We start from the raw sequence: 26,814 nt of genomic DNA, 5'->3' as shown, positions 1-26,814 counted from the left end.
CGGAAAGAATTCCGGGCGTTGGCTTAAGATCATTCGCTCGATTCGATTGTAAGCGTACCGCTGGCCAAAACCTTCAATCGATACCCTCAATCGATCGCTCCGCATTAGTAGCGGTAGTGATCCGGCTTGTATGGGCCTTCGACAGGGACGCCCAGATAATCCGCTTGTTCGGCGGTTAGCTTCGTCAACTTGGCACCAAGCTTGTCCAAGTGCAACCGCGCGACTTCTTCGTCGAGTTGCTTCGGCAGCATGTAGACCTTGCGCTCATAGGTGTTGTTGTCACGATTTTGCCAGAGCTCCATTTGGGCGAGAACCTGGTTGGTGAACGAGGTGCTCATCACGAAGCTGGGGTGACCGGTCGCGCAACCGAGGTTCACCAAGCGGCCCTTGGCCAAAATGATGACGCTACGTCCGCTATCCTTAAAGGTGTAACGATCGACGGCGCCGATATCGGCCGGCTTGATTTCGTCTTTCGACGCTCGCCCTTGCTCAACTTCGTTTTCTAGCCAGGCGACGTCGATTTCGGTGTCAAAGTGCCCGATGTTGCAGCAGATCGCATCCTCAGGCATTTCCTTCATGTGTTCGCCTAGGATGATGTCCTTGTTGCCAGTGGTGGTGACATACAGGTTTCCTTCCTTGCAGGCGTTTTCCATGGTCGTGACTTCGAAACCTTCCATCGCCGCTTGCAGAGCATTAATGGGGTCGATCTCGGTCACGATCACGCGGCAACCGTAACGTTGCAAGCTGTGAGCACAGCCCTTGCCGACATCGCCATAGCCACAGACGACGGCGACCTTTCCGGCCAGCATCACGTCGGTCGCTCGCTTGACGCCATCGGCCAGTGACTCACGGCATCCGTACAAGTTGTCAAACTTGCTCTTCGTCGCGCTGTCGTTGACGTTGATCGCCGGAACAGCCAATTTGCCGCTACGGTTGAGAACTTCCAGACGGTGGATTCCCGCGGTGGTTTCTTCGCTGACGCCGTAGATATCGGTCAGCAACTCGGGGAAGCGATCGTGAACCATCGCGGTCAAGTCGCCACCGTCGTCCAGGATCATGTTGAGCTTTTCGCCCGACGGGAACGTTAGCGTTTGCTCAATGCACCAGTCGAACTCTTCTTCCGTCATGCCTTTCCAGGCATAGACAGGAATTCCGGCTTTTGCGATCGCCGCCGCCGCGTGGTCCTGAGTGCTGAAGATATTGCAGCTACTCCAGGTCACCTCGGCACCAAGCTCGATGAGCGTCTCGATCAACACGGCCGTTTGAATGGTCATGTGCAGGCAGCCCGCGATCCGAGCCCCGGCGAGCGGTTTTTCCTTTCCGTACTTCTCGCGAAGCGCCATTAGGCCTGGCATCTCGTTTTCGGCGAGATTGATTTCCTTGCGGCCATACTCGGCAAGGCTAATGTCTTTGACTCGGTACGGCAAACGTTCGGTATCGGCTTGCGACACGGCTTACTCCTTGGGTTGTGACAGACTGAAATCTTGTTCCGATCAATCAATCCGTCCAAACAGGGGCCACGAACCTACCGCAGGGACTCCCGCTGGTACGCGCTCCCAAAACGCGTTCAACAAAGCTAGCTGAGCCAGCTTCACACCGATTAGGCCTCCAGGCGACACGCCGGAGAATAAGGAGCCCAATCGATTGGCCAACTAGTCTAACGACCGAATCGATTTCCGACACGGGGGAGGGCGGAAGAGAGAAGAGTGAAGGTGGGCGTGAATTTGTTCAGCGTTTCCGTATCGGTAGTCCGTTCTGCTTCTCCCTGCCGTAGCGGAAGCCGCCGAGGCTTTCGGTGACGCTTGTGCTTTGTCTCGACCAACCATTCGGGTTCGGCTCATCAGCCGACGGGCGTTCGCCCGGGGTACTGCACCGAGACCGTGTCGAACGTCATGCGGCCAAGCCAAAAATCGAGTTGGAACGAAACACTAGGCGTGATCGCGCTGGGGCGACAAACCGCTGTTGCTAGCGAAGGCGAAGATACGTCCCTCGTTTTTCACGCCCTTTGGGCACTCCACCCCGCTGGCGGTATCGATCGAGCTGGCATGTGACGTACGAACTGCCTCCGCAATATTCTCCGGTTTCAACCCACCGGCAAGTGTCCACCGATCGGGGCCGGCTTGTTCGGCCCAACGCGCGATCGATGCCCAATGAAGTGTTTTCCCGCTGCCCCCATGAGCGCTGCCGGCGTCGGCATCGAGCAACAGATGAATACCGATCGCTGACCACGGTCCGGCGATTGACTCGATCTCATTGACCGACATTGCTCGACGAGGCAACTTGATCGCCCGGATGATTCGGCGGCCTTCGGCGAGTAGGGCCTGGGCGATCGAGACCGTTTCGTCACCATGAAGCTGAATGACGTCCAGGCCGACCGTGTCAGCGATCGTGGTCATCTGGTCGACGGATGTGTTGACGAAAACACCAACTCGCAACAAACCGGCGGAATTGGCGGCGGCGGCTAGTTCATAGGTCGCAGGTGCCGCCGGATCCACGTAGCGAATACTCGGCGGGAAAAAGTTCAAGCCAATCGCATCGGCACCCGACTGTTCGACCGCGTCGACGTCATTCTTGAAGCGAACCCCACAAATCTTGATGCGAAACATCAGCTCTCTCAGGTTGACCGTTCTAATCGTTAGCTCGCCCGCGATTCGTCTCATCAGCCCCGGTCGCCCCGGTCGATACAACCGAAACCGTCCCGTTCGGATACTTCGGAACCCTCAGAGGCTTCACGATGAAGGATCGCTCTCGACTCCTCGATCAATCGCTCGTCTTCGCCGCAACCTTCGTCATTGTGCTCGGCCTGTGGCCGTCGCAAGCGAAGCGGCAAATTCTTCGCTGCCACGCTACAAAGTCAACGCCGGCCACAAGCGAAGCCGCCGGCAAACTCGCTTGGACAACCTACAGCATGCCGGTCGATCATCCCAGCCTGCCAAATCTGAAAGCGTTGGTCGAGCAATGGCAAACTCCCGAGAACGATCCGGTTTACGTCACCGCCAAGTGGCGGAAGCAAGTGGCCGAGTTCTATGAAAAGTCGGCCGCCGATCAATCGGGCACCGCCGGGGACACCCGCGACCGAGTTGGCAACGACACCAAGTCCGCTCCCGCTTCCTCACCACGGAAGGACGCACCGACGCGCCGATCCGGTGGCCCAACCACCGCTTCGATTTCTGACAACGTCATCACGGCATCCTACGAAATTGACGTCGACGAAATTGACGTGGCGATCGAGACGGACTCGGAAGCCGGTGTGCGAGCAAGCGACATTCGACCGATCGATGAAGACGCAATTGCTAGCAGTAGTGATTTGACAGCAATTTCGGCTGTGGCGATGGCCAATAGTCGAGAGCTCGCGCCGGCCGTCGATGGCCGAGCGGTTCGCCAAGTTGACTATCAGCCTGCCAGTGATCTTGCTGCCACTGATCAGGCGGCTGGCCAACGACGCCGCGTCGAAACCGTGGCTGCGTCCGATACAGGATTGCAGGCTGACGCAGGTGATCACTCGAAGTCTGGCGTTCAGTATTGGCGGGACGTCAGGGCATCGGCAACTGCGTCGATCGACGAAATCGAACATCGCGCCGCCAACCCACCGGTGGTCTTTGGTGAGGTCAAAAAGGCGGGGCCTTCACAGACCGCGTTCAATGTCGCGTTGTTACTGGCCATTGGGGCGGTGTGTGGTTACCCACAATGGCAGAAGCGAACACCGTTGAAACGAGGCATCGCCTACCGCGACCAACCGATCGGCGTGATCGCAAGATTGGGAACCTTTGGCGGGATGATCACGTTGGCATTTCTATCAGCACTTGTGGTTTGGTATTAACCAGCAGTCCGAAAGATCCGTTGCAGGCCGACCGCTCGGTTTGCCGATTCTTCGGATTACATCGAGTTGCGATAGTCTTCAAATCGTTCGAGACTCCCAATCCATTCAAAGTAGTTTAGCCATGAACAACGCTGAGCAAGATTTCGTCGTCCCGCCTTTCCCGAGTTTTCCCAGCATCGGCCGGTATGTGGATTTGGGACCTGTATCGGAGGCAATCGCACGGATCGAGCGTAGCGTCGTAGCTCGCGAGGCGATCAGCTTGATCATCGGACCTCCCGGAACCGGAAAGTCGCTCGCATGTGGAATATTGGCGCGGCATTTGGCAGAAACCCACGACGTCGTACAACTGGGCGAGACCAGTTTGGGTGATTCGTCGGCCTTGTACCGAATGTTGTTGTATCGATTGGGGGTCGCGATCGGAGACGGTCGGGGTGCCGATTTGGAGATCATGCTGCACGAGCACTTGATGCAAAGCAAACGTCACGTCGCATTGATCGTTGACGAAGCGGCGGCACTCTCGGGCGATGTTTTGGAGAACATCCGCCGGGTGACCAACATCATGCGTGACGGACAGCCGGTCGTTAGCGCGATCGTCGTCGGCGGACCTCGGTTGGACGAAACACTCTCGTCGCCGTCGATGGATCCCTTCGTCCAGCGCGTTTCCGCTCGATGCTATCTGCACGCCTTGTCCGCCGAAGAAACCGGACAGTACATCACGACAGCCATTGCCGCGTGTGAAGCTTCGCCCGAAGAAACGATCTCGCGTGAGGCGATTTCGGCCGTCCACCATGCCAGCGGCGGCGTGCCTCGCTTGATCAATCAACTGATGACCGAAGCAATTGACTGTGCGGCCGAACTTGACCAGTCGGTCATCAACGAAACCACGATCAATCAGGCTTGGGCGAGACTGCAACAATTGCCGAGCCCGATCGTCGAAGAGCCGGCCTTGAAAAGTGCATCCATTGAGTTTGGCGAATTGACCGAGAACTTTTCCGTTGCCGGTGACGGACTTCGTGACGAGTTCAAATCGGAGTTCGCGGCCGAGTCAATCAGTCGCGCCAGCGCGATGGAAAGCGAGTTAGAAATCGCGTTCGAACCGGAATCGGCGTCGGTTGAGCAGGCCGCCGAAGTCGCGCCCGCTGCCGATCCGGCTACGCTTTTTGGATCCTTCGATGACGAAGAGCAACTCGATATCGGAATGGAAAACACCGTCGCCGCTTCGTCGCCGGCGAGCGATGTTGATCTGGAGTCGATGCTGCACTGCGAAATCATCGGCCTCAGTCAGTACGCCGCTGACAATACGGCCGACCGAAATGCGGGGCAGGAAGAATCAAACGCCGCTGTGAGCGGGGCTGCTGCCACCGAGCCAAGCGATGACGGCATCGCCTCGGCCGAAGATCTCGCGTCCGATGCGGACGTGCCCAGTGTTTCGGCTCCCAACGTGGTCTGGTACGACGAATCGGATGCGGATGACACAGATCGGGTCAACGACGACAGCGATTTGCTTTGGATCACCGAAGATGTCGAACTCGAACGGCGCGAGTCGATTGTCAACCGCCGAGTTGATAAAGCGACCGATGCGGATCCCCCACGTTTGAACATCGACTATCGCGAAATGCTGGAAAAGATGCGACGCCACGGCTAGTCATTCGTCAAGATTCGAGAATGGGAATAGCCGGCTGGGATCAGTCTCGGTTCTTCGAGAACACTCTCGGCACGATTGCTGAACCGCGGCTAACGCCGATCGGCTAATTCCTAAGGATGCGAACCATCAGCGGTTGGAGAATGTTGAGTTCCGGTTAAACTTCTGTTCAAAAGTTACCGTTTCGATCCTAGGATCATCTCGCCCCACCGTGGGTTGCTGGTAGGGCTCGCGTCTTGGCTGCATCGATAAGTTCTTCAACCGACTCGTCCGACGTGACCGAGAACCTGTCCCATTTGTCTCAGACGACGGACACCTTGGTCGCTATTTGCACGTATAACGAGGCTGGTTCGGTCGAAGCGATGCTGAACGAGCTTCGTGAGGCGTTCTCCGATGCCGTGCTACTGGTCGTCGATGACGACTCGCCGGACGGCACGGCGGCGATCGTCAAGACGCTCGGGGAACGTGACCCCAAGGTTCGACTTCTCGTCCGCAGAGACCAACGGGGACTCGGCAGTGCGATCGTGGATGCGATGCGGATCGCTTGTGACGGTGGCTTCGACTACTTCTTAAATCTTGACGCCGACCTCAGTCATTCGCCCGCGCAGATGCCCGCCCTTCGCGAGATGGCTCAGCAGGATCCTTCACTCGCCGTCGTGATCGGTTCACGCTATGTCCCCGGCGGCGAAATCGTCGGTTGGCCGTTTCGCCGTCGCGTGATGAGTAAACTCGTCAATCGATTTGCGACCGGTGTGTTGCGATTGCCGGTGCACGATTGCAGCGGTTCGATGCGTTGTTATCGAACATCTGCGCTCCGCGAGATCGAGTTGAGTTCGCTTCGCTGCGTCGGCTACGCGGTGCTCGAAGAAGTCTTGGTGCGGTTACATCAACACGGCTACAAGTTCGGCGAAGTCCCGATCACATTTACCGAACGGCAAACCGGTCACAGCAAGCTGACGTTGCGCGAGGCGGCTCGCTCGATCGCCTACATGTTTCGGTTGGCGTTCGAATCGAAACGCTAGGTTGAACCAATCGTTTGCCTAGCGTTCGCACCAGCCATTGAACGATGGCTATCTAAAATTCGTTGATGACTTCGCCGTTCGCTCTGGTCAGTAGCGACCGGAACATGTTTTCATCAATGGTTCGCGTGATCGTGCGGACCGCGCCATCGCCGAGCAGCACTTGAAAGACCCCCCGGCCTCCTCGGCCACCGACATCGGCCAGCGGCATACTGGGGTCAACATTCAGGTCCGCCGGTTTGGTCCATGGGACGGCCGCATCGGGGCTGGCTTCGACGACCATCACGGTGTTGGAAAGTCCATCGAGGACATCGCGGAACTGTCGCTCCGTTCCTTCTTCGAACATCAACCCCGGTCCAACGGGGACTTGGTAGATCGTCTGTCCGGGAGGCAGTACCATTCCGGGATGCTTGAAAATTTCTGGCATCTGTTTGGCAGCGGCCATATTTTGCGGGCTGTCCCAAGGCTCCTTCAGGTTGAACTGTTGGTAAAGTGCCTGTTCTTCGATGAAAGGCAGGATTGCGACACGCCAACTAAGCAGGTCCTTACCAGCGTCATCTTTGATCGTGTTGTAAGGGAGCTTTCGGTAGGCGGAGTGATAGTTGTGGAAGGCCAAGCCGATCTGCTTGAGGTTATTCGAACTGTTCATTCGCCGCGCCGCGGAACGAGCCGATTGGACGGCTGGAAGCAGCAGTCCGGTCATGACACCGATACTCGCAAGCGAACCGTCGTCACTGATCTGAACCAACTTTCCATTGACGTTCGGCCGCAATCCTTCACTGACTTTTTCGCCAACGCGTTTGACATACTGGAGTGTCGCCTGTTGGACTGGATCATCGGCCTGCAGATTGTTTTCCATTTGGCTGATGATCATGGTCTTGGCAAAGTCGACCGATTGATTGAGCGTCTGGGCGACCGATTGAGCAGATGCCTCGTCGCGGCCGACCAGCGTGATCGCGATTTTGCCGCCGACCAGGGAGTAGTCGACGTTGATCAACAACGCGTCGGTTTGCTCGAACAAGTCCGTCAGTCCATGCAATTGTGGTGGTAGCATGCCTTGTTGTTGCTTTAGCATTGGGGTCAGCATGCTGCGGATTTGGCCAAACACGGTGACCACGGTGACACCGGGGCGTTTGGACATTCGGCCGGTCAAAGTCGCTAGCTGACCTGAAGAACCTTCGGCGGCATCGAGCATCGAAGAGAGGTAGCCGCCGACACCGATCAGAACAGTTTGCGGATTCGGCTGATAAGCGATCGCTTCGGGGCGTTTGTTGAACGACCGGTACATCGACTTTCCGTCGATCGTGACGGCTTCGAACTCCGACCGGATTTGAGCGTTCAAGTTCTCGAGGTCAAATGGCTCGGTCATCTCGATCACCGCGCCACCGACCGGGCCTGCCGGTGATGGCATGCCGGAGACAAGCTTGATCGAAGCGACCTTCATCGGATCAACGCCGACTTCTTTGAGTGCCGCCGCTTGCAGCACCTCGATTGGAAGCATCGCTAAGTCTTCGCGAGCCAACAGATCTGCCGGTGAAGCAAAAGCGACCGCGATTGCATCCGCCGGGATGTAGCTGGCCGACAGTTTGCTCGCTGATGTTTGGGCGAAAGCCACCGAAGCTCCGCCGATGACCGTGGCAATGCCGGCACACACGCCGGCCCATAATTTAAAAAATCGCATGAATGGCTCCGAGGAGAAGAAATTTGTAGGGGTGTCCCGCCGGTGTCGTTAAAACTCGACAGCCTAAAAATCATACACCGTCACACCAGAGAAGGGGGGCAATGGCCGCTCGCCAGCCCGATCGGTTGCGACTGAGTATAGTCAAAGCGTCTGATTTTATGTTGTCACTCTGAAAGGCGTCGAACGTAAACGTAGTAGGCGCCACAAATTTCGTTACCCTGGCCGTCGATCATCCAGGTCTTCATCTCTGTCGGACCGGCTTTCAGTTCAACGTTGAATGTGAAGGCTTGTTCGTCCGCATTGGGAGCTTGGGTATGATCGTAGCTGCCGATTTGCAGTCGCGCTTTCGAAATGGGTAACGAAACGCCGGCGGGGAATTCACCATCGGTAACTTTGGTAACGGCGACGGAGTCCTCGAGTTTCAACCCTGACTCGCGCGGCCAGCGACGTAGTTCAAATGCGTAGCTACCATCACGATCGACGCTCAAATACCATGTGCCGTTCTTACGGACGCCGCGACGAATCTGAACTTGTTGATCGACGAATACGTCCAGCCACTCGCAAGCGGTTAGAAGCGTTGGGTTGTCGGACGGATGCCCGATGATGACTCGCTGTGGGGTCAACACGTCGTCTTTGACCTCGTCCCACCACGCATTCAAATGTTTGCGAAGCTTTGCCACAACATCCGGATGGTCGGCTGCGATGTTCCGATCCTGGTGGGGATCAGCGTCGATATCGTAAAGCCGCCGGTTCTCCAAGAATCGCCATTTTTTCCACAAGACGGCAGCCCCATTGCGAACCGGGATCGCTGGGTTCTTGTCGGTGTAGGTGACTCGGAACGACGGCATTCGGCTGTAGTTGATCACCAGCATCCGATCCGGCAACGACGCCGACTGACCGGTCAATCGTGCTTTCAGGCTGATTCCGTCCAGTCGCGAAGGAAGATGTGAATCGGCATCGGCAAGGTCAGCCAGGGTCGGAAGCAGATCTTGAACGTGCGTCAGGTCATCGACATCTCTTGGTCGTAAAACGTCGGGCCAGCGGATCAGGCATGGAACTCGGTGTCCGCCTTCCCAGAGCTGTGTCTTGTGGCCTCGCATTCCAGCGTTGAAGTATTGGTGTCCAAAGGTGCTTCCGTTGTCGGTCAGAAAAACAACGATCGTATTTTTCGTGAGCCCTTGGTCGTCGAGGAATCGGTTTAGTTTCCCAACGTTGTCATCGATGTTTGCCCCCATCGCCAAGAAGCTAATCAGGTTATCACGCAATTGCGGACGGTCGGCAAACGATTTGGCAAAGTCTGGATTGTTTTCAATCGTCGCCCGGACCGTTTGGCGGTATTTCTCCGGGACAAACCAAGGCCAATGAGCAGAATTAAGCGCGATGTAGGTAAAGAACGGCTGCTCGCTATCGGCCTGCTTGCCCATCCAGTTGATCGCTTCATCGAAGAACACGTCCGTGCAATAGCCCGCGTACTTTTGTCGTTGCCCGTTTCGAATGTAGGTGTCGGCGAAGTAGTCGTTATCCCAGAAATCTGGGACGCTATTGACATGCGACGAAGGAAACCAGAGGGCTTCGTCGAAGCCACGATCTTCCGGACGAAACGGGTAGTTATCTCCGAGATGCCATTTGCCAAAAATACCTGTCGAGTAACCCGCTTCGTCAAAGACATTCGCCATCGTTTTCAAGTCCGCGTTTAGCAACGTTCGGCCGCTACTGACGTTGATCGCGGCATTGCGAAACGCATCTAAACCGGACATCAATTGGCCACGAGTCGGGGTACACATTGGCGCGACATGAAAGTCCGTCAATCGCACGCTTTGGCTGGCCAGTTGATCGATCGATGGCGTCTCGATGACGGGGTTACCATTGAACGAGAACTCGCCGTACCCCTGGTCATCGGTCATCACGACGATCACGTTCGGATGACCCGGTGATTCTGCAAGCCCATCCCTGGCCAGCGACATGCATAGACTGATGACGAACCAACATAAAAGACGAGTTGAATTCGTGGCGATCGTATGATGCCTCGGATCACCGTTTCCAATCGAAGAGTTTAAAGGCATTGATCCTTGCAGAGAAAATGGTGGGCAAGCTTCTATTATTGCGTCTTTCTCGTTATAGCAACTGAGAGAGAACGCAATGTCAACCGGTTGTTGTAGATACAGCAAAAATCACTCCGTCATGCGACGCGACACTGTAAGGTATGTCGAAAATGATGGGTTATTCTTGAGACCAATCCAGCACCACTAACGATACACCCTGGCGTGGTAACGTGAACCGTAATTCGCTCTTTCCCTGCCTTACTGCGATAGACGTTTTTTGGGGATTGATGCTGGCGAGCTTGGACGCCTCTTTTAACTGTTGGTACTCGAGGCGGTTCGGCGCGACCGGTGACCCCATCGTGAGCCACCGTGTATACGAGTTGCTGTGAGAGTGGTCGACGCGGAAATGATCTAGTTTAGATTCGGCAGCGCCGGCCGGCAGGCCAGTGATCGTTAATGTGACGTCTGCATCCGGGCCAGACACATCATCATCATGGTAGTGCCAGATCATGACACAGAGTTGCTTCTCGGTTTCATCGAGACTGGCGATGGCGCCAACGTCAGGTGAACGTCGAACCCCGTCACGTAAGATGTTGTCGAGCGGAATGGCTCGGTCGCTGCTGGCTTTAATTCTGGTTTCTCCCATGCGGCTGAACATTCGCATCACGTTGAGCACTGGTAGCGCGAGGCCATTGCTGGACATCTGTCGAAATCCGGCAAAGTAGGCTTGGTCTTCGAACGTGAACGACCACGATAATGCGCCTTCTAGGTTGACACCGTGGCGGGCGGCCAAATCATGTTTGCGGGCAAAACTGGCCGCAGTGTAGCTCGAATAAACGGTCCCATTGCGATACGAAAACATCGGACCTTGGCAGGCGGCACAGCCTTCCGGATCTGATTCTCCGATGACAATTGGTGTCGATTTCAGCTCGGGGAATGCTGCGACAATTTTAAAGCCATCGTCGATCGTGCGAAGTTGATTGGCGATGCCCATCTGGATATGTCCATCGATAAACCGAGGGGCGCCCTTCGCGTGAAAGGAAACGAAATTCAGGGGTGTTCCCGATTCACCGGTCGCATGGTTGGTGCCACGTAGGCAGTGTTCTAAGAAGTCGCGAGTCCAGCGGCCTCCGCTGCCCGCGGAGTCAGGACCGCCAACCCGTGCGGTCGGCAAGGCTCTGCGAACGCCGGCGATCGCGTAGTCGTGAAGCTTGTGGAACTCTTCAACTGTGCCCGTAAAATAACCCGGGCGATCGGCCGATCCGATATTGGCTTCGTTCCAGGTTTGCCAGTACCACGTTTCGACCTCCTCGCGACCATAGCGGTCAACGCAATGCTTGACCCACTGATAAACCAACTCATTCCACTTCTCATAGTCTTTGGGAGGATAGCTCCAGCCCGTGAAGACTTCGTGATAGGGCATCCCCGGACGCCAGTGGTGGCGGTAGGGTTCGGGGTGGGTGGAAAGTGCCTTCGGCATAAAACCGATTTGAGCGTAAGGGCGAACGCCTCGTTCAAGATAGGAATCAAAGATGCGGTCGACCGTTTTCCAGTTATATCTGGGGTTGCCGTCCTGATCTTCGCTATACACATCGGTTGAGCCCCATTTCAACGCCGGTGTTCCGTCCCCTGAAGTCAGAAGGTTGTGTGCGCGAAAGTAGACTTGCTTTGGTCGTAATTCGCCAAGATCACGAAGCAATTGCTGTCCGTCTTTCATGGTCGCGTAGTTAGGCTCATCTGCACCAAAGAACCGCCAGATCGGTTGCAGCCTGCCGATTTTTTCGTCGGCATCAACGTCAACCTGAACCGCGATGCTCTGTTGCCCAAGTGCCGTTGGCGGCGAGATCACGAAAGCACTAATCAAGACGGCTGCGCTGGCAACCTGACAACGATGTTGAAACATACAATTCATAAGGTCGCACAGATTTTGGTAACTACCGAGCAGGGAAACAGATTCACGATAAGTCTGCAGTGCGAACATCGAATGGAAGCCAACGCTTCCACGCAAATAGCGAAACTCGCAGAGTGGTGATGGCGTTTCGAATTGTACCGTACACCATCAAGGCGATGCGGATGATTCGGGGCAGATTCGCAGCGTCGATGCGACTGCGATTCACCGCAAAGCAGATCGCCGGTAGATACCTGCGATCCGTGAATCCGATTGGCCCGTTTTCAGACGGTTTGATTGGTCTGACGCTGCGGCACGGGCTATGGAGAAGGAAGGTATCGAATCTGTTCGAGCAGCAAATTCAAATTCATCGCTGGCTCATCCGACGTCTCTCGCCAGACCACTTTTCCTTCGTGATCAAGAATAAACACTCCATGTAACGCGGCATTGTATTCGGGTACAGTGACCTCGTAATCAGCGAAAACAGAGAGGTCGTGATCGAATACAATCGGAAGATCGAAACCCGGCTGCGGAAATGAATCATCCTTCGATTTGGGAGCGACAAAAACGACGTTGGCGTCTGCTGCCGAGAAGTCACCAATGCGTGACTTAAACGCTTGCATCTGCTCGTTGCACAGGGAACAAGATTGGTCCTGAAGAAAGACCAGTACGGTCGCTTTACCACCACGCAACTCGTCGAGGGACTTCTTTTCACCGGCCACATTCGGCAATGTCCATACGGGGGCTTGAAATGGATACGCCAACGCGGTGCCGATTTTGTAGGTCGAATTCTCGACCGCGACTTTCATCATCATTCCTTGGTCTTCGTGGTCAAGAATATGGCAATGAAGGACAAATTCGCCGACGTAGCGTTTGTAGTTTGTAAGTACCTTATAGGAAATGCTCTTTTCGCCGTTGTCGTCGCTCGCACCAAGCACCAACAACGTATCCTTCCAAACTCCGATGGGATCAACCCGAACACTGTCGTCCTTCATCACGGTTGTTTTCGAGACGACATAGAATGGGTTGACATGAATATGGAATGGATGGTTACCGAAACCAAGCGACGCCAAGTCCCATTGATCAGTACGACCCAATTGCACGACTCGGGGATCACGTTCGGGATCATAGCGTAGTTGATTGATCGCAAATCCACCCTCGCCGAGGTTGATCGTCTGTAGTCCGACGACATCACGCGAATCAATCGGCTTAGGTCGTCGAATGTTTGCAAAATCATGCAAACTTGGCCAAGGCTCGACATCGAGTGGAGATCCCGGCATAACTTCGACAACGGCCAAAATTTCTGCTTCTTTTGTGGCGACCGCGATGGCCGGATCAAGGCTGACATCACTGGGACCATTCCACATGATGTGGTACTCGGGCTGCGATGAAGTATTGACAAATCGAACCAGTGCGTCGCTACGATATCCGGGATAGAGCTCGATCGCATCGGTTTGTTTCATTTGTTCGAGCGGAATTCCATCGCGGGCAATTTCACGCATGCCCCTTTCGTTGATTTCATCGACGTTGTATTGCGCTATGGAAGGATTTCTGCTTTCAATCGCAGCGGCGGGAATGGGGGAGAACTGCACTGTGATGGGATCTCGAACACCTGCGTGGATCATCCGAAACCGCTGTAGCTTTCCCGATTCGACACGAATGACCGGTTCAAATTGCCCGTTGACTGTCGTGCGCCAACCGTCTAGTCCTTTCCCGTCTCTCCAACGAGTTGGGCCAAACGCCATTTCATACTCTTCGAGTTCGTAGTTCTCGAAGTCAAGCAATGACCAGACTCGAGGAAATAGCGAGATTCGAATGCGACGTTCATTCGCATCCTTTAGTTCTTTGATCTTAAGTTTCAACCGTTGCAGTGCCTTCGCCTTGCCAGACGGTAGCGATACATCCTCAAGGTTTTCGATTTGATTGCCTTCATCATCAAAGACCCGAAACACCAATTTTCCCGTCGGCATCTTTCCAACAACTACCAACTCTTTACCGGTACTGGGGAGGTCGCTCAACCCTCCCGGAGCCTCGACTAGATTGAATTGATACGACGGCGGAACATAAGAAATCTGTTGGAAGACACAGATTCGTTCCTCGGCAGTATCGATACCTGGAACATTGTCAATCGTACCTTCGTCGTCTGCCGGCGAATCGATGATCAGTGCTCCAGCCATTCCGCTGGAGACTTGCATTGCCGTCGAGCCGTGCCGATGGGCGTGATACCAAAATGTTCCCGAGATGTGGTCTTCCGGTACCGTAACTTCGTAGATGAGTTCTTCCCCGGGGCGGACCGATGATAGAACGTTGTCGCCGTTTCCTGCCGGTGAAACGTGCAGCCCATGCGTATGTAAATTTGTCGTGTTAAAGTCGTGGGGAGTGTTGATGTCGTCGGGGTGTTCGTTTGGGTTCTCAGGGGGCAAGAGATTCTTCAGTTTCACCCTCAAGATTTCACCCGGTTTTACTCGCAGCGTTGGTCCGACGGGGCGTCCTTCGTAGGATCGTAACCTCGCGTTGATCAACCCCGCTTGAGCCAAAACGATGGGCTTGCCGTTTTCTTCGACTGGCTTGCCGTCGCCATCAACTTCGATCGTGTCGGGACGATAGATTTTCCGGTCGTCATAGACGATCGAAAGCGATGTGTTCAGCACGCCGCGAGCTGAGGAACGCTCCTCGCCGGATCGGAAGTAAGGACGCTCGTAGCCGGACGGCAGAATGCTTCGAGGTCGAGACTCTCCGGACGCCGCGCCTTGCTTCAATTTAAGGTCGTTCAGCAGACCGGCCAAGTCGCGCTGCCCCTGCTGCAATGGCAGAGGGATCTTCGAATCGATTTCTTGGGCGATCTCTCTGCGATCCAAGCGGGCTTTGAGTTCGCCCATCTGTTTCGCATCAACCGTGCTCTTGCCGACGATCGGCTCGCTAACCTGAGCAAGCAATTTCGACGAGAGAAACCCGTTTAAAACGACGATTCCCAACACGCAGACATACCGACTTGCAACTTTGAGCATCGTGGTCACCTATGGAATGGACGAACCGTTTACAGGTATCTGATCGATGCCCAGTGTAGCACTTCAGGGTGTTTCGGTGTTGGCTCTTCGGGGAGGGGGGGGCTCGGTCTCGATGGTTGGGAACCGATCCGATTAGGCATCGATCGGTCGTTGATCGCGGTATTCACCAAAAGGTGACAGATGACCAGTGGGCGAGCACGCGCTCAGTGCGACGGTGGTTCGCTCGACAGCAGCATGAGTGCTTCGGTGATCCGAGCCTTTTGGTCGTCCTTCAAGATAAAGTATTGGTCCCGTCCGTTTTCGGCAGCTTCAAACGTTGTCAGCCCATCCGCTTCGACCGTGACGCGACCTTGCGGAGATAGCTGAAAGTACTCATGGCCGGGACGGACGGCTTGAAGTACCGATGTGAGATCCCAAGTCGGTCGGTCGTGCGGTGGCGGGTTGTATAGCACGTAGGCTTCTGAGACCGGATGATGATCGACGTAGCCGTAGTCTTGTTCGATGCTGCGATGTGGATAGCGTAGGTTGAGCCCGATTTCAAAGCCGCTCCAGATGATCGCCGTCGGCCAGTTTTCGGCGAGATGCTTGGCGCTGTCTAAGTCTTTGACCACGTTGTATTCTTTGTGATCGTATAGCTCGCCTTTGTTGTTTGGGATCTTGGTGAACGCACCGGCCATCGCCGAGAGCAAGCGAACTTTCTTTTTGACGAGCGCGACACCATCGAGCTTGCTGATGTCATCTGCCGGCGAACGGAGCAGGTCCGCAAGATTTGTCGAAAAGCCGACTTGGGCAATCACGACACTGTGATCATCCGCTGTGGCCAACGTTTTCCGAAGTACTTCGACCGCCGACGGGGCGTCTTTTCCGGTGGTGAGATCGTGTGGGTAACGCGGGGAACCATCCTCGGTTTCCGATGCCAATACGTTATATCGGCCTGCTTCCGGGGTCACGTCGCTGCGACAAACGCCAATCGGAATGTCGCCTCGACCATAAAACGTGTTGACGCAATCGGTGAACGGCGCGGCCAGTTCGTGGTCTTTGGTAATCGTGACGGCAAGCAGTTCGCATTCGCCACGCGATTGTAAGGCGTGGATCATGGCCAATGCCATCACATCATCACAATCATTGCCGATGTCGGTGTCAAAGATTAATTGGACTGGCTTGTCGGCAGAGGCGCGGTTGCTAACGGCCAGAATAACGACCAGTCCGAGGAAAGCGCTAAACAACGAATTGATTCGCACGGAAGAATCCAGGATGGAGGGGGGAAGGAAGGGGAAGGCTGGCCGTCAGTTTATTTGACCGAGGTTGTTCGTGCCAGCGATGCCCAAAACTCCCAGTTGCGGCAGGATGCCTGATAGACCATGTCGCTTCGATCCGCGATGGCAGCTAGCGATTCGCTGCTGATCTACGATTCGAGTTTGGCTGATCAGTCGACGGACTCCGGCTTAGTGAATCGCGGCCTTGGTGATGGCCGAACGGCGAATCCTAGGGTTAGGCACCGATGAAGCACTAACTCGTTGGCTTCGAGGACGCTTCGATTGCGGCGACCAACTGGTCGATCTGTTCACGTTCGGTCGCAAACGACGTCACCAGTCGATAGAGCCCGTCTCCGGCAGCAAGCTTGGGTGCGAATTCCGCGGGGACGGGCCACGGGTAAAACTTTGCCCCCTGATCGAGCAAGCGTTTTGCGAGCTGCTTCGGCATAGTCACAAACAATTCGTTGGACTGGCACTTCCAGGCGACACGCAAATTGGAAAACTGATTTAGTCGTTCGCCCAATTCGTCCGCCATAGAATTTGCATGCTTGGCAAGTGAGATCCACAAGTCGTCGTCCAAGTAGGCGTGGAACTGGGCCGCGATGAACCGAGTTTTGGAAAACAATTGCGCCGCGCGCTTCCGGATAAATGGTAATTGCTTTGCGCGTTCGGGGTTCATGAAGACCAACGCTTCGGCGCACCAGCACCCATTCTTTGTACCACCGAAGGAGAGAATATCGATTCCGGATTTCCAGGTCATTTCAGCCGGGGTGACGCCTAATCGAACCATCGCGTTGGCGAACCGGGCTCCATCCATATGTAGGGGCAAACCAAACGAATGGGTGAGATCAGCGATCGCTTGTAGTTCTTCGCACGAATAAACCGTGCCGACTTCGGTAGCCTGCGTCAGACTGACCGCCATCGGTTGACCATGATGGACAAAGTTCGGATCGAAGCGTTCGAGGCCTTCGCGGAGTCGTTGAAGATCAAGTTTCCCGTGGGCTCCATCGATGGGAGCCAGTCGGGCGCCGGAGGTAAAGAATTCGGGGGCGCCGCATTCATCTTCGATTAGATGGGCTTCGCGATGACAGAGGACAAAACCGCCGGGGCGGTTGGTCGCCGACAAGGCAAGCGAATTCGCCGCGGTCCCGGTGCCAACAAAAAATACGGCGACCTCGCGTTCGAACAGTTCGTTGAAGCGTTCTTCTAATCGTTTGTCGAGATCGCTTTCGCCGTAAGCGGGGGAGAATCCACCCGAGTGCTGACGCAATGATTCGGCAATTTCATCGGCCGCGCCGGCCCAGTTGTCACTCGCGAAATACATCGTGTTTCTCTTTGCTGTATGTTTTGGCCGCCTGGAAGTCGAATCTATCGGCCCGCCCGCGATCGTGAAAGTCGCTCGCGCGGTGATGGATCTTTAGGGAACGACGATACGAACCTGCGGTTGGTTTGGGGGCGTTTGACGTCGCATTAAATTGATCGGCGTCCGAAATTGGGATGAGCGTGGTGCGACAGTTTCGTGGATTCGCATCGACGGCATAATGGGGCACAATGAAATCACAAAAGCGTTCACGCTTGATGATGTTACTTTCAATGGTAGAGCAGGTAGGATGACAAACGTTGATGTAGGCGCGGGACCAAAAAGTGCGGCCGCGTTCGAACGAGCCCGAAAACTGATGCCCGGGGGCGTCAACAGCCCCGCGCGTGCATTCGGTGCGGTTGGCGGAACCCCTCTCTTTATCGAGCGTGCGGAAGGCCCCTACTTGTACGACATCGACGGGCGTCGTTACATCGATTACATCGGATCTTGGGGCCCGATGATTCTGGGGCATCGCCACCCGAAAGTAGTCCAGGCAATCGAAGCGGCCGTTGCCAAGGGCACCAGTTTCGGGGCTCCGACGGAAGCAGAGTCGGAGCTTGCCGAGCAAATTATTGATGCGGTGCCCAGCATCGAAAAGGTTCGTTTGGTCAACAGCGGTACCGAAGCGACGATGAGCGCCATTCGTGTTGCCCGCGGAGCTACCGGGCGAAACAAGGTCATCAAGTTTGCCGGGAACTATCACGGGCATGTCGACAGTCTACTCGTTGCCGCTGGAAGCGCCGCGGCGACATTGGGTGTCCCCGACTCGCCAGGCGTCACCCCCGGGGCCGGTCAAGACACCATCGTTCTCGACTACAACGATGTCGATGCGGTTAAGAACGCGTTCGCCCAGCATCCCGGCGAGATCGCTGCGGTCATTCTGGAGCCGGTCGTCGGCAACATGGGCTGTGTCCCACCGACGATGGAATTTTTGCAAACGTTGCGGTCGGAAACGTTGGCTGATCACTCAATTCTGATTTTCGACGAAGTCATGACGGGGTTTCGCTTGGCATTCGGCGGCGCCCAAGAACGCTTTGGTGTGGTCCCTGACATGACAACGCTGGGCAAGATTGTCGGTGGCGGGATGCCGCTGGGGGCATACGGAGGCCGCGCCGACATCATGGACAATGTCCTGCCCGCCGGCAAAGTGTTCCAAGCGGGGACGCTCAGTGGTAACCCCGTTGCCGTTGCCGCCGGAAGCGCTACCTTAAGGGTGCTTGAAGAGGAACCGCCTTACGAGTTCCTCGATGAGATGGGAGAAAAATTGGCGACCGGTTTGGCGGCTGCCGCCGAAAAGCACGGCGTGACTCATCAGGTTCAACAAGTCGGAAGCATGATGACGTTGTTCTTTAATGGTGCCCCCGTGACCAACTGGCCCGAGGCCGATCGTTCGAACCGCGAGTTGTTCGGGCGATATTTCTGGGGCCTGATCGAGAGGGGCGTCTACATGCCGTGCAGCCAGTTCGAGGCGTTGTTCTTTAGCAATCTACACACCGAAGCGATCATTGATGAAACGCTCGGTGCGGTCGATCAGGTTTTGGCGTCGCTCTAACGCTCGCATCTGGTTCATGCGGGGCTACCTGATTGGCGCCGCGTACGTCCCAAAAAAACAACCGCCGGTGGAGCACCGGCGGTTGGTCGATGTGGGTTGCGTTGCCGACTCGCGGGGGGTTATTCGCTGCGAACGTCAGCAGTTAGAACTGCTTTGGCTGTCACAGACGCTTCGCCGCCGGTGGTGATCTCGACGGTCGACTTCATCGGGCCGCTGGCCTCGGTTGGCATGAACGTCGCGGAGACGATGTGAATTTTCTTTGCCGTCGCGGCATCGGAAAAGGTCACGTTCCAGCCTTCGCAGTTAATCGACTCGATGGTAAACGGGCTGGCACCTTTGATCACCAAGCGTTTGGTGATTGATTCACCCGGTTTGACACTTCCAAACGCGATCGCTTGAGGCGAGATGCTGAGCGGGCTTTCGATATTCCCAGAGACTTTCAATGGGACTTCGGGCCGCTTGTTGTCGTTGGTGATGACAACGATTTCGTCGGTGAAGGCGCCGGTTGGTGCGTCTTCTCGGACCGCGACCGTCAACTCGTAGTTGATTCGCGAGTTGGTGCGTTCGACCAATTTTTTCGTTGGGACCAACCAAGGCACGTTGCTGCGGACATCGACGATTTGCCAATCGGGGCGACCGGCGTAAAGGATCTTCGTGGTCTTCTCGGTCGATTCGCCTTGGCCGATCGTTCCGAAATCGATTGAACCGGGGTGGAATACCATGTCGCTGCGAATGTAACCATCGACTCGCAATCTCACTTCGGTATAGATCGGTTTGTCGATCACGACGGTCAACGTAGCGCCTTTTTTGCCGCGAAACGTGTCGGTGTTAAATCGTGCGAGGATCGAACCGGTTTGACCGGGTTGGATGTATTCGCTTTCGATGATCGGCGTGGTGCAACCGCAACTGCGACGCACCGTTCGTAGGTGCATGTCTTGGTTGTAGGGGTTGTAGACCGGGAAGCGAAATTCAGTCTTCGCGGCGACGGCGACGGTTCCAAAGTCGTGCTTCTTCACCGGGAATGCGCTGTCTGGCAACTGCCCAAACGCGGTCCGATTTCCGCTGGCAACAATGCACAACGTGATGACAAGAGCCGCGACGAATTTCGCGCGTAACATGATCTTTCCCCCGGTTTGCGTGACTGTGTGATCGAGTTCATCTAGCGCGAAATACCGCGTCGGCGCTCCCCGCTTGAGGGAACTTAGGTCAAAAAAACGACAGGGGCAGCTTTTCCGCATCATCGGCCTCACCGCAAGACCTCACGCCAAGATAAAATCAGGCGTCCGGACCGTGCTCAAAACGAGGTCACTTGCAATGCAGGGACTCGTATTGAAGCCCAGTCCTGGGATCGATTCGCCATAACAAAATCATGACCATTCGACCTAATTAGGGCAAGCCAAACGACCGTTGGTTAACGTTTTTTCCACAAGATCCAAACGTTTCATTGCAGTGGAAAAGGGGCCTGAAGCAACATTGAGTGTCACTTCGATGCGAAAGCACATGACTCCTGTTCACTAACGCTGTTTGTCTTTTCTCGAGTTGATCCCGTTATCGTGCCCGCATCGTTTATGTTGTCCTAAAAGTCGGTTTTATTTTCATCATTGTCAGGATCGCTCATGAAGATCTGGATCGCCGTCACTTGTTTGTCACTGTTGTTCGCTCCAGGCAGCCGCCTTTTGGCCCAAGCAGATCAGCCGCCGAAGCCGACCGCAGCCCCGTCTCGAGCCGGGAAGTCACAGACGTTGCGTCCAAACATCGTCATGATCATGGCCGATGACATCGGGGTTGAATGCTTGGGAAGCTACGGAAGTGATCGCTATAAGACTCCTCATCTCGATCGCTTGGCCGCCGCCGGGATGCGATTTGAAAACGCACACGCCCAACCGATTTGCACTCCCTCACGCGTTCAGTTGATGACGGGGATCTATAACAATGAGAACTATCTGCGGTTTGGCGTTCTGGATCCGGCGGCGACCACGTTTGCAAACGAACTTCGCGCCGCCGGTTACGCGACCTGCATCGCCGGGAAATGGCAGCTGTCGGGCGGTTTCGATGGGCCACGACGTTTCGGCTTTGATCGTTACTGTCTGTGGCAACTGACTCGTCGTCCGAGTCGCTATCCCAATCCGGGACTGGAGATTGATGGGAAGGCGTTCGACTTCAAGAACGGCGAGTTCGGCCCAGACGTTGTCTCTGACTACCTCGTTGATTTTATCAAGAAGCATCGCGCCGATAGCCCCGACCAGCCGTTCTTGATCTACTACCCGATGATTGCGCCGCACTGGCCGTTCGTGCCGACACCAGATCATCCCGACTGGGATCCGACGATGTGGCGTAACAAGAAAAACGAACCAGGCGGTTACAAAGGTCCCGAGTACTGGGATGCGATGGTGCAATACACCGACAAGATGGTTGGCAAAGTCGTCGACTGCATTGATGAAAATGGTTTGGGCGAGTCAACGTTGGTGATGTGGACGGGAGACAACGGGACGTATGAAAGTGTGACGTCAAAATGGCGGGGGCAAGACTATCAGGGAGGCAAGGGAAAAACGACGGACAATGGCACTCACGTGGGCTTCATCGCCCGTTGGCCCGGCGTCATCGAAAAGGGAACTGTCTCTGATGCGTTGGTCGATTTTTCGGATGTCTTTCCGACGATCATTGACGCCGCCGGTCATCAGGCGACCGCCCCCAAGCAGCTTTCGGGGCAAAGCTTATTGCCTGTCTTTCACGGTGATTCAGACCGCCGAAAAAAGGACTATATCTACTGTTGGTATCAGCGAGATGGGAAGCGAGATCAAGCGAGTGAGCATGTTCGAACCGATCGATTCAAGCTGTACGCCGACGGGCGGTTTTTCGACACGCAGGCCGATTTGCTTGAACAGACCGACCTGAGCGGGGAAGAGATGACGCCTGACGTGAAGGAAACCTACCAGCGGCTTCAGGAGGCGATGGCGAAGCATCGCGAGAAGACGCTGCTCCATGATGAGGACCTCGCTCGACGCCGGACGCAGGTTTCGCGTTGATCGGTCACGTGAAGTGACTCTCCGAAAGGCTCGGTGGCTTCCGCGACGGGGAATGCAGGCCCGCTTGAACTCAAACGTCCTTTTTGACGTATCTCCCCAAGGCTGGGGATTCGATCACGAATTCTTTCCTGGCCTAAACTTTTGAATGAAACGTCGCTCCGGGGGGGCAAGCCAATCTGGGGCACACCCAGACTGGGGTGTCGAGTGAAGAGATGTTCCGTCATGATGAACGTATGGACGAGCCCTTTAAAAACGATTCTGACCTGACCCGATTCAGGGACGCCCTTGATCGTGTTCGTGATGGCGACGACGAGGCGATCGCCGAGTTGTGGGAGTCCTACTTTCAACGATTGGTGCGTTTGGCTGCGAAACGTCTGCCGGCGAATCTTAAGCGTGCCGGCGACGAAGAAGACGTCGCGCTTTCGGCGTTCAATAGCTTTATCGCGGGGATTCGACGGGACCAGTTTCCTGATCTCAGTGGACCGGATAATCTTTGGGGGCTGTTGATCACCCTGACGGGCCGCAAGGTCAATGCACATCTGCGATACCAAACCCGGCAAAAGCGTGGCGGCGGTGCGGTCCGTGGTGAGTCGGTATTTATCGATCCGGACCAACAAAATCGGGTCGCGGGGATTGGTGCGATCGCGGCAGGGGGCAAAACAGCCGATTTGGCGATCGAATTGGAAGAAGCGTGCGATTCGTTGCTAGAACAATTGCCCGACGAACAATTGCGTCAAATCGCGGTCATGCGGATGGACGGGTTTCTTGTTGACGAGATCGCCGATCGATTACAAATCAGTAAGCGTGCGACCGAACGACGCTTGCAATTGATCCGGCGGATTTGGTCGGAACAGGCCGAGTCGATTCTTGGCGATCGGTCGACTTGATTGTCGATTTGGCTTAATTGCTAATTTGTTAGATTGAGTCTGTAAGGTTAAGCGTCATCACTGGTATAGCGAAGCATCACGTGACGATTGACCCCCCTGGGGATCGGAGATGAATTTACACGAACTCTCCGCCGATGAATTGGCCGTCTTGGATTCGGTGTGCCTCGCGTTCGAAAATGACTTACGGGCAAACCGATCGAATTCGATCGAAGACTCGGTCAAACAGTTTATCGAGAAATTTGGTGGCCAACCCAGCCGCGATCTGATCGAACTGCTGCGCGAAGAGCTGGGCGCGATCGAAGTCGAAATCAGCGATTCGGCAAACGACCGCCAGTCAGGCATCGGACCGCCGACCCCTTTTCAGGCGAAAACGGACCGGGCTACAACCGGACACGAGCGGGGCGCAAAAACGGTCGGAAACGACATCGGCGATCGCCGTTTGTCTCCGTCAAGTGCGAGTCGGTTGGCCAAAGGCGGCGGCTCGCAGGCGGTCAGTATGCATCAGGGCGAAACGCTCTATCAATCAGCCGAGGAACTTGCCCACGGCAGCGGGACAAGCGTCGATGAAACGCAACAGGAACCGAACGAACTGCGTCAGCGTTTTACCATCGGTCCCTTTTCGGTTTCTGCTGTGCTTGCCAAGGGCGGCATGGGGGTCGTGTATCGCGCCGCTGATACACGACTTGATCGGCCTGTTGCGATCAAGATGCTCGGCTTTCCACACCTCGCCCCCAATGATCCAAAACGGCTGGAACTGGTGGAGCGTTTCGAACGCGAGGCCAAAGCAGTTGCGGCACTCTCGCATCCCAACATTGTTGAACTGTTCGACGTCGGCGTCGAAGCAGGCGCACCCTATGCGGTGATGGAGTTCCTGAGTGGTTTGACATTAGCAGAGCAACTTTCCAATGGACCGTTGTCACTGCAACAGTCATGCGACGTCGGCAAGCAAATTGCCAGCGCCTTAGCGACCGCCCATTCATCGGGAGTGATCCATCGCGATTTGAAGCCACAAAACGTGATGCTTGTCGATGATGCCACCGACGGCCAGTTACGAGTCAAGTTGGTCGACTTTGGACTTTCGCGAATCGACGACACTGACTTATTGCAAGACGATTCCAAGAAAACGGCTGCCGGAATGATCTTGGGAACGCCCGGTTACATGGCGCCCGAACAGGCCCGCGGTGAACCGGCGACCGAGGCGGCAGACATGTTTGCCTTCGGATGCGTTCTTTATGAAGCGTTTTATGGAAAGCCCGCGATAGTCGGTCGAACCGTGGCCGACCGGTTGGCCGCGACGTTGACCGGTGAAGTCGAATTCGAGTCCGCCGGGTGCGAACAATCGAGGTTACTGTGCGAAATCATTAAGCAGTGCTTAGAAAAAGATCCGACGTTGCGGCCTTCCGCAGCGGACGTCGCTACGAAGCTGCGTGACTTTATGGTCAAGCAGACTCGTGAGGCGGCACAGGAGGAACTTCGTGCTAGTCTAAATCAATCATTGACGATCGATGCGATCACTAGGCGGCACGCGATGACCGCGATGGCGGGCGGTGTCCTGGGTGCGATGCTGGGCGTCGTTTCCAATCGCTCAGCGGCTCGGGCAATGCCTTCGGTACGGGCGATTGCGGTTTTAACCCCACGGGAAAAAGATCCCGCGTCAAGCAGTATCGGCGACGGTTTGCCACTCGACGGGCGACGGATCGAAGATGCCGATATCTTAGCTTCATCGCTGGTCAGCGAGTTTTCGAAAATCGACGGGCTGGAGGTTCGTCCCTATCGGCCGATGATGGTCGATGAAACGCACGACTACGTCCGGCTGGGAAAAGACCTTGACGTGCAGGTCCTTGTCGATGGGGTATTCGAGCAACAGCAGCTCGGCGGACGGTACTTTTGGTCCTATAACTGGCAAGTGATCGATGCCAAAAAAGGCGCGGTGCTTGCCGGCAGTGAATTCGTGGTCGAGCAATCACAAGAGTCAAGTGATGGACAATTTCTGGCACGAAGCCAAGTCGCCGCAGAAATCGCAAAGGAGATCGGCCGAAACTTAACAACGACCGGCCAGATCGTGGATGATCAACCCGATCCCCATTCATACGGCTGCTTAGTCAAAGGACGTGCCTATGCAGATTTGGATAGCACGCTCGGATTAAGGAACGCGTTGGCTTGCTTTGACCATGCCCATCAAGAAGATCCAAGGCGAAGCGATCCGTTGGCTGCGTCGGCGGTCACGGCGTTGCATTTGGCGGCACGAACGGGAATGCCCGAGTCGGCGGCCTTTATCAAGGCAGCGACCGAAAAATTCACACACGCATTGGATCTAGATCCCAATTCGTTGATCGGTCGATTGGCGCGGGCGATGTATGAGTGGCAGGCCCAGTATGACTTCGGCTTGGCGGGCGAAATCTTCAGCGGTCTGCTTTCCGAGGGCGAGTACAACTGGCAGGTCCAACACCAGAGCGGGCTGTACTTTGCCGCGATGGGCAAACAAGATCAAGCGAGAGAGTGCGTCGGCCGAGCCGCCAGACTGCATCCGATGTCATTGATGCTCAAAATCGATCGAGCGCGTTTGGAATGGTTCTTCGGCTACCACGATCGAGCCATGCGGAGCGCAAGACGTTTCCTCGATGAATCGGCGGATACGTATCCGGCACGGCCCTATGTCGTCGGTCTCCTGCTCGATCAACTCGAAGAGCAATTCCAGTATGAAGCCGCATTGGAATTGTTGGGACAGTCCACCGACATGGCAATCGATCGGACGACGTACTACGAAGTACGTGAGTCAACGCTTGAGACGTTTCCTTATGGACCATTTGGCGTGGAACTGAATCAAGCGATCTGGCGAATACGATCGGGCGCAAGTGTCGACGAAAGCTTGGTCGCACGCTTGGATGAGTCGGGGGCGTTGATGCTTCCTCTGTTGCTCGCCCAGCACCCGGCATTTGAGAAAATGAAAGCTCAGAGTGCTTCGATGGGATTTTTGCCGGCGATGACCTAGCGAAGCGAGCGGTCTTGGGGGCCGGTGCGGATGGCAGTGACGTTGCACGGTAGCGAAAATCGTGTCAGCGGCCTATCTTTGTGGCTCGTTCCGCCCCTCCCAATGACTCTGGCGACAGCAGAAAATGAGCAACGCAGGTACTGAATTTCCCGCTACCGACGCCACCGTGGGCGTCATCATGGGCAGTCGAAACGATTGGGAGACGATGCGCCCGGCATGCGAAATTTTAGAAACGCTCGAGATCAAACACGAGCGAACTGTTGTCAGCGCCCACCGAACGCCCGCCCGTATGTTTGCCTATGCCCAGCAAGCTCGGCAACGCGGGATTCGGGTGATTATCGCCGGTGCCGGGGGGGCCGCACATTTGCCAGGGATGGTGGCGTCCGAGACAACTGTTCCGGTGATCGGGGTGCCGGTGCAAAGCCGCGCCCTCAGCGGTCTCGATTCGCTCCTTTCGATCGTTCAGATGCCCGGCGGAATTCCTGTGGCAACGATGGCGATTGGTACGAGCGGTGCGAAAAATGCTGGATTGATGGCTGCCCGCATTCTGGCACTCGGTGACGAATCGCTGCAGAGCAGGCTGCAGGCATTCGTCGACGCGCAGACGGAACAAGTCCTCGCCGCGACCGAATTGGAGTAGT

General features: G+C 55.6%; 17 protein-coding genes. 8 read left to right on the top strand and 9 right to left on the bottom strand.

Annotation, left to right across the window (positions count from 1 at the left end; all coding sequences use genetic code 11):
- Positions 1-104: 104 nt before the first annotated feature.
- Positions 105-1,451, bottom strand: coding sequence for an adenosylhomocysteinase (gene ahcY / locus FYC48_RS11855; protein ID WP_149496925.1), 1,347 nt, complete (start codon positions 1,449-1,451; stop codon positions 105-107).
- 477 nt (positions 1,452-1,928) lie between these two features.
- The gene (locus FYC48_RS11850) at positions 1,929-2,606 is read right to left on the bottom strand and encodes a phosphoribosylanthranilate isomerase (RefSeq protein ID WP_160149470.1); all 678 of its coding nucleotides are present in this window, start codon (positions 2,604-2,606) and stop codon (positions 1,929-1,931) included.
- A gap of 128 nt (positions 2,607-2,734) precedes the next feature.
- Here FYC48_RS11850 and FYC48_RS11845 point away from each other — a divergent pair, with 128 nt between their 5' ends.
- The 3 genes from FYC48_RS11845 (at position 2,735) to FYC48_RS11835 (ending at position 6,484) form a co-directional block, all read left to right on the top strand.
- Positions 2,735-3,820, top strand: coding sequence for a hypothetical protein (locus FYC48_RS11845; RefSeq protein WP_149496923.1), 1,086 nt, complete (start codon positions 2,735-2,737; stop codon positions 3,818-3,820).
- Between the two features lie 121 nt (positions 3,821-3,941).
- Positions 3,942-5,465 carry an AAA family ATPase gene (locus tag FYC48_RS11840; protein WP_149496922.1) on the top strand — a complete coding sequence of 508 codons (1,524 nt, stop codon included), beginning with the start codon at positions 3,942-3,944 and terminating at the stop codon, positions 5,463-5,465.
- Positions 5,466-5,737: 272 nt separating this feature from the next.
- The gene (locus FYC48_RS11835) at positions 5,738-6,484 is read left to right on the top strand and encodes a polyprenol monophosphomannose synthase (protein WP_149496921.1); all 747 of its coding nucleotides are present in this window, start codon (positions 5,738-5,740) and stop codon (positions 6,482-6,484) included.
- 52 nt (positions 6,485-6,536) lie between these two features.
- Here FYC48_RS11835 and FYC48_RS11830 read toward each other — a convergent pair whose 3' ends face one another.
- The 6 genes from FYC48_RS11830 to FYC48_RS11805 form a co-directional block, all read right to left on the bottom strand.
- The gene (locus FYC48_RS11830; RefSeq protein ID WP_149496920.1) at positions 6,537-8,162 is read right to left on the bottom strand and encodes a DUF1559 domain-containing protein; all 1,626 of its coding nucleotides are present in this window, start codon (positions 8,160-8,162) and stop codon (positions 6,537-6,539) included.
- Between the two features lie 164 nt (positions 8,163-8,326).
- Positions 8,327-10,126 carry an arylsulfatase gene (locus tag FYC48_RS11825; RefSeq protein WP_149496919.1) on the bottom strand — a complete coding sequence of 600 codons (1,800 nt, stop codon included), beginning with the start codon at positions 10,124-10,126 and terminating at the stop codon, positions 8,327-8,329.
- A 256-nt stretch (positions 10,127-10,382) separates the two neighbouring features.
- Positions 10,383-12,116, bottom strand: a complete 1,734-nt coding sequence (locus FYC48_RS11820) for a GH39 family glycosyl hydrolase (RefSeq protein WP_200836592.1) — start codon at positions 12,114-12,116, stop codon at positions 10,383-10,385.
- 296 nt (positions 12,117-12,412) lie between these two features.
- On the bottom strand, positions 12,413-15,100 hold the full coding sequence (locus tag FYC48_RS11815; RefSeq protein ID WP_149496917.1) for a redoxin domain-containing protein: 2,688 nt from the start codon (positions 15,098-15,100) through the stop codon (positions 12,413-12,415).
- Between the two features lie 203 nt (positions 15,101-15,303).
- The gene (locus FYC48_RS11810; RefSeq protein ID WP_235034225.1) at positions 15,304-16,326 is read right to left on the bottom strand and encodes a nucleoside hydrolase; all 1,023 of its coding nucleotides are present in this window, start codon (positions 16,324-16,326) and stop codon (positions 15,304-15,306) included.
- Positions 16,327-16,609: 283 nt separating this feature from the next.
- Complete coding sequence (locus FYC48_RS11805) at positions 16,610-17,680, bottom strand: threonine aldolase family protein (protein ID WP_149496916.1); 1,071 nt, start codon at positions 17,678-17,680, stop codon at positions 16,610-16,612.
- A 286-nt stretch (positions 17,681-17,966) separates the two neighbouring features.
- Here FYC48_RS11805 and hemL point away from each other — a divergent pair, with 286 nt between their 5' ends.
- Positions 17,967-19,268 (top strand): glutamate-1-semialdehyde 2,1-aminomutase, encoded by a 1,302-nt coding sequence (gene hemL / locus FYC48_RS11800; protein ID WP_149496915.1) that lies wholly within the window; start codon positions 17,967-17,969, stop codon positions 19,266-19,268.
- Positions 19,269-19,387: 119 nt separating this feature from the next.
- Here hemL and FYC48_RS11795 read toward each other — a convergent pair whose 3' ends face one another.
- A complete protein-coding gene (locus FYC48_RS11795) occupies positions 19,388-20,386 on the bottom strand; it encodes a DUF1573 domain-containing protein (protein ID WP_149496914.1) in 999 nt (332 codons plus the stop codon).
- A gap of 498 nt (positions 20,387-20,884) precedes the next feature.
- On the opposite strand from FYC48_RS11795, the gene FYC48_RS11790 reads away from it, so the two are divergent.
- From FYC48_RS11790 to purE, 4 genes are all read left to right on the top strand, one after another.
- Positions 20,885-22,294: a sulfatase-like hydrolase/transferase gene (locus tag FYC48_RS11790; RefSeq protein WP_200836590.1), complete on the top strand. Its 1,410-nt coding sequence runs from the start codon at positions 20,885-20,887 to the stop codon at positions 22,292-22,294.
- A gap of 212 nt (positions 22,295-22,506) precedes the next feature.
- Complete coding sequence (locus FYC48_RS11785; protein ID WP_235034213.1) at positions 22,507-23,181, top strand: ECF-type sigma factor; 675 nt, start codon at positions 22,507-22,509, stop codon at positions 23,179-23,181.
- A gap of 109 nt (positions 23,182-23,290) precedes the next feature.
- Positions 23,291-26,173, top strand: coding sequence for a serine/threonine-protein kinase (locus FYC48_RS11780; protein WP_149496913.1), 2,883 nt, complete (start codon positions 23,291-23,293; stop codon positions 26,171-26,173).
- Between the two features lie 124 nt (positions 26,174-26,297).
- Positions 26,298-26,813, top strand: a complete 516-nt coding sequence (gene purE / locus FYC48_RS11775) for a 5-(carboxyamino)imidazole ribonucleotide mutase (protein WP_230776879.1) — start codon at positions 26,298-26,300, stop codon at positions 26,811-26,813.
- Position 26,814 lies beyond the last annotated feature (1 nt).

The organism is Roseiconus lacunae (genome assembly GCF_008312935.1).
GTDB classification, from domain to species: domain Bacteria; phylum Planctomycetota; class Planctomycetia; order Pirellulales; family Pirellulaceae; genus Stieleria; species Stieleria lacunae.
This window is presented reverse-complemented; position numbering and strand designations above follow the sequence as displayed.

Coding starts and splice junctions, on each gene's coding strand:
- FYC48_RS11850 (WP_160149470.1), bottom strand. CDS start 2,606: ATGTTTCGCATCAAGATTTGTGGGGTTCGCTTCAAGAATGACGTCGAC.
- FYC48_RS11845 (WP_149496923.1), top strand. CDS start 2,735: ATGAAGGATCGCTCTCGACTCCTCGATCAATCGCTCGTCTTCGCCGCA.
- FYC48_RS11840 (WP_149496922.1), top strand. CDS start 3,942: ATGAACAACGCTGAGCAAGATTTCGTCGTCCCGCCTTTCCCGAGTTTT.
- FYC48_RS11830 (WP_149496920.1), bottom strand. CDS start 8,162: ATGCGATTTTTTAAATTATGGGCCGGCGTGTGTGCCGGCATTGCCACG.
- FYC48_RS11825 (WP_149496919.1), bottom strand. CDS start 10,126: ATGTCGCTGGCCAGGGATGGGCTTGCAGAATCACCGGGTCATCCGAAC.
- FYC48_RS11820 (WP_200836592.1), bottom strand. CDS start 12,116: ATGAATTGTATGTTTCAACATCGTTGTCAGGTTGCCAGCGCAGCCGTC.
- FYC48_RS11815 (WP_149496917.1), bottom strand. CDS start 15,100: ATGCTCAAAGTTGCAAGTCGGTATGTCTGCGTGTTGGGAATCGTCGTT.
- FYC48_RS11805 (WP_149496916.1), bottom strand. CDS start 17,680: ATGTATTTCGCGAGTGACAACTGGGCCGGCGCGGCCGATGAAATTGCC.
- hemL (WP_149496915.1), top strand. CDS start 17,967: ATGACAAACGTTGATGTAGGCGCGGGACCAAAAAGTGCGGCCGCGTTC.
- FYC48_RS11795 (WP_149496914.1), bottom strand. CDS start 20,386: ATGTTACGCGCGAAATTCGTCGCGGCTCTTGTCATCACGTTGTGCATT.
- FYC48_RS11790 (WP_200836590.1), top strand. CDS start 20,885: ATGAAGATCTGGATCGCCGTCACTTGTTTGTCACTGTTGTTCGCTCCA.
- FYC48_RS11785 (WP_235034213.1), top strand. CDS start 22,507: ATGTTCCGTCATGATGAACGTATGGACGAGCCCTTTAAAAACGATTCT.
- FYC48_RS11780 (WP_149496913.1), top strand. CDS start 23,291: ATGAATTTACACGAACTCTCCGCCGATGAATTGGCCGTCTTGGATTCG.
- purE (WP_230776879.1), top strand. CDS start 26,298: ATGAGCAACGCAGGTACTGAATTTCCCGCTACCGACGCCACCGTGGGC.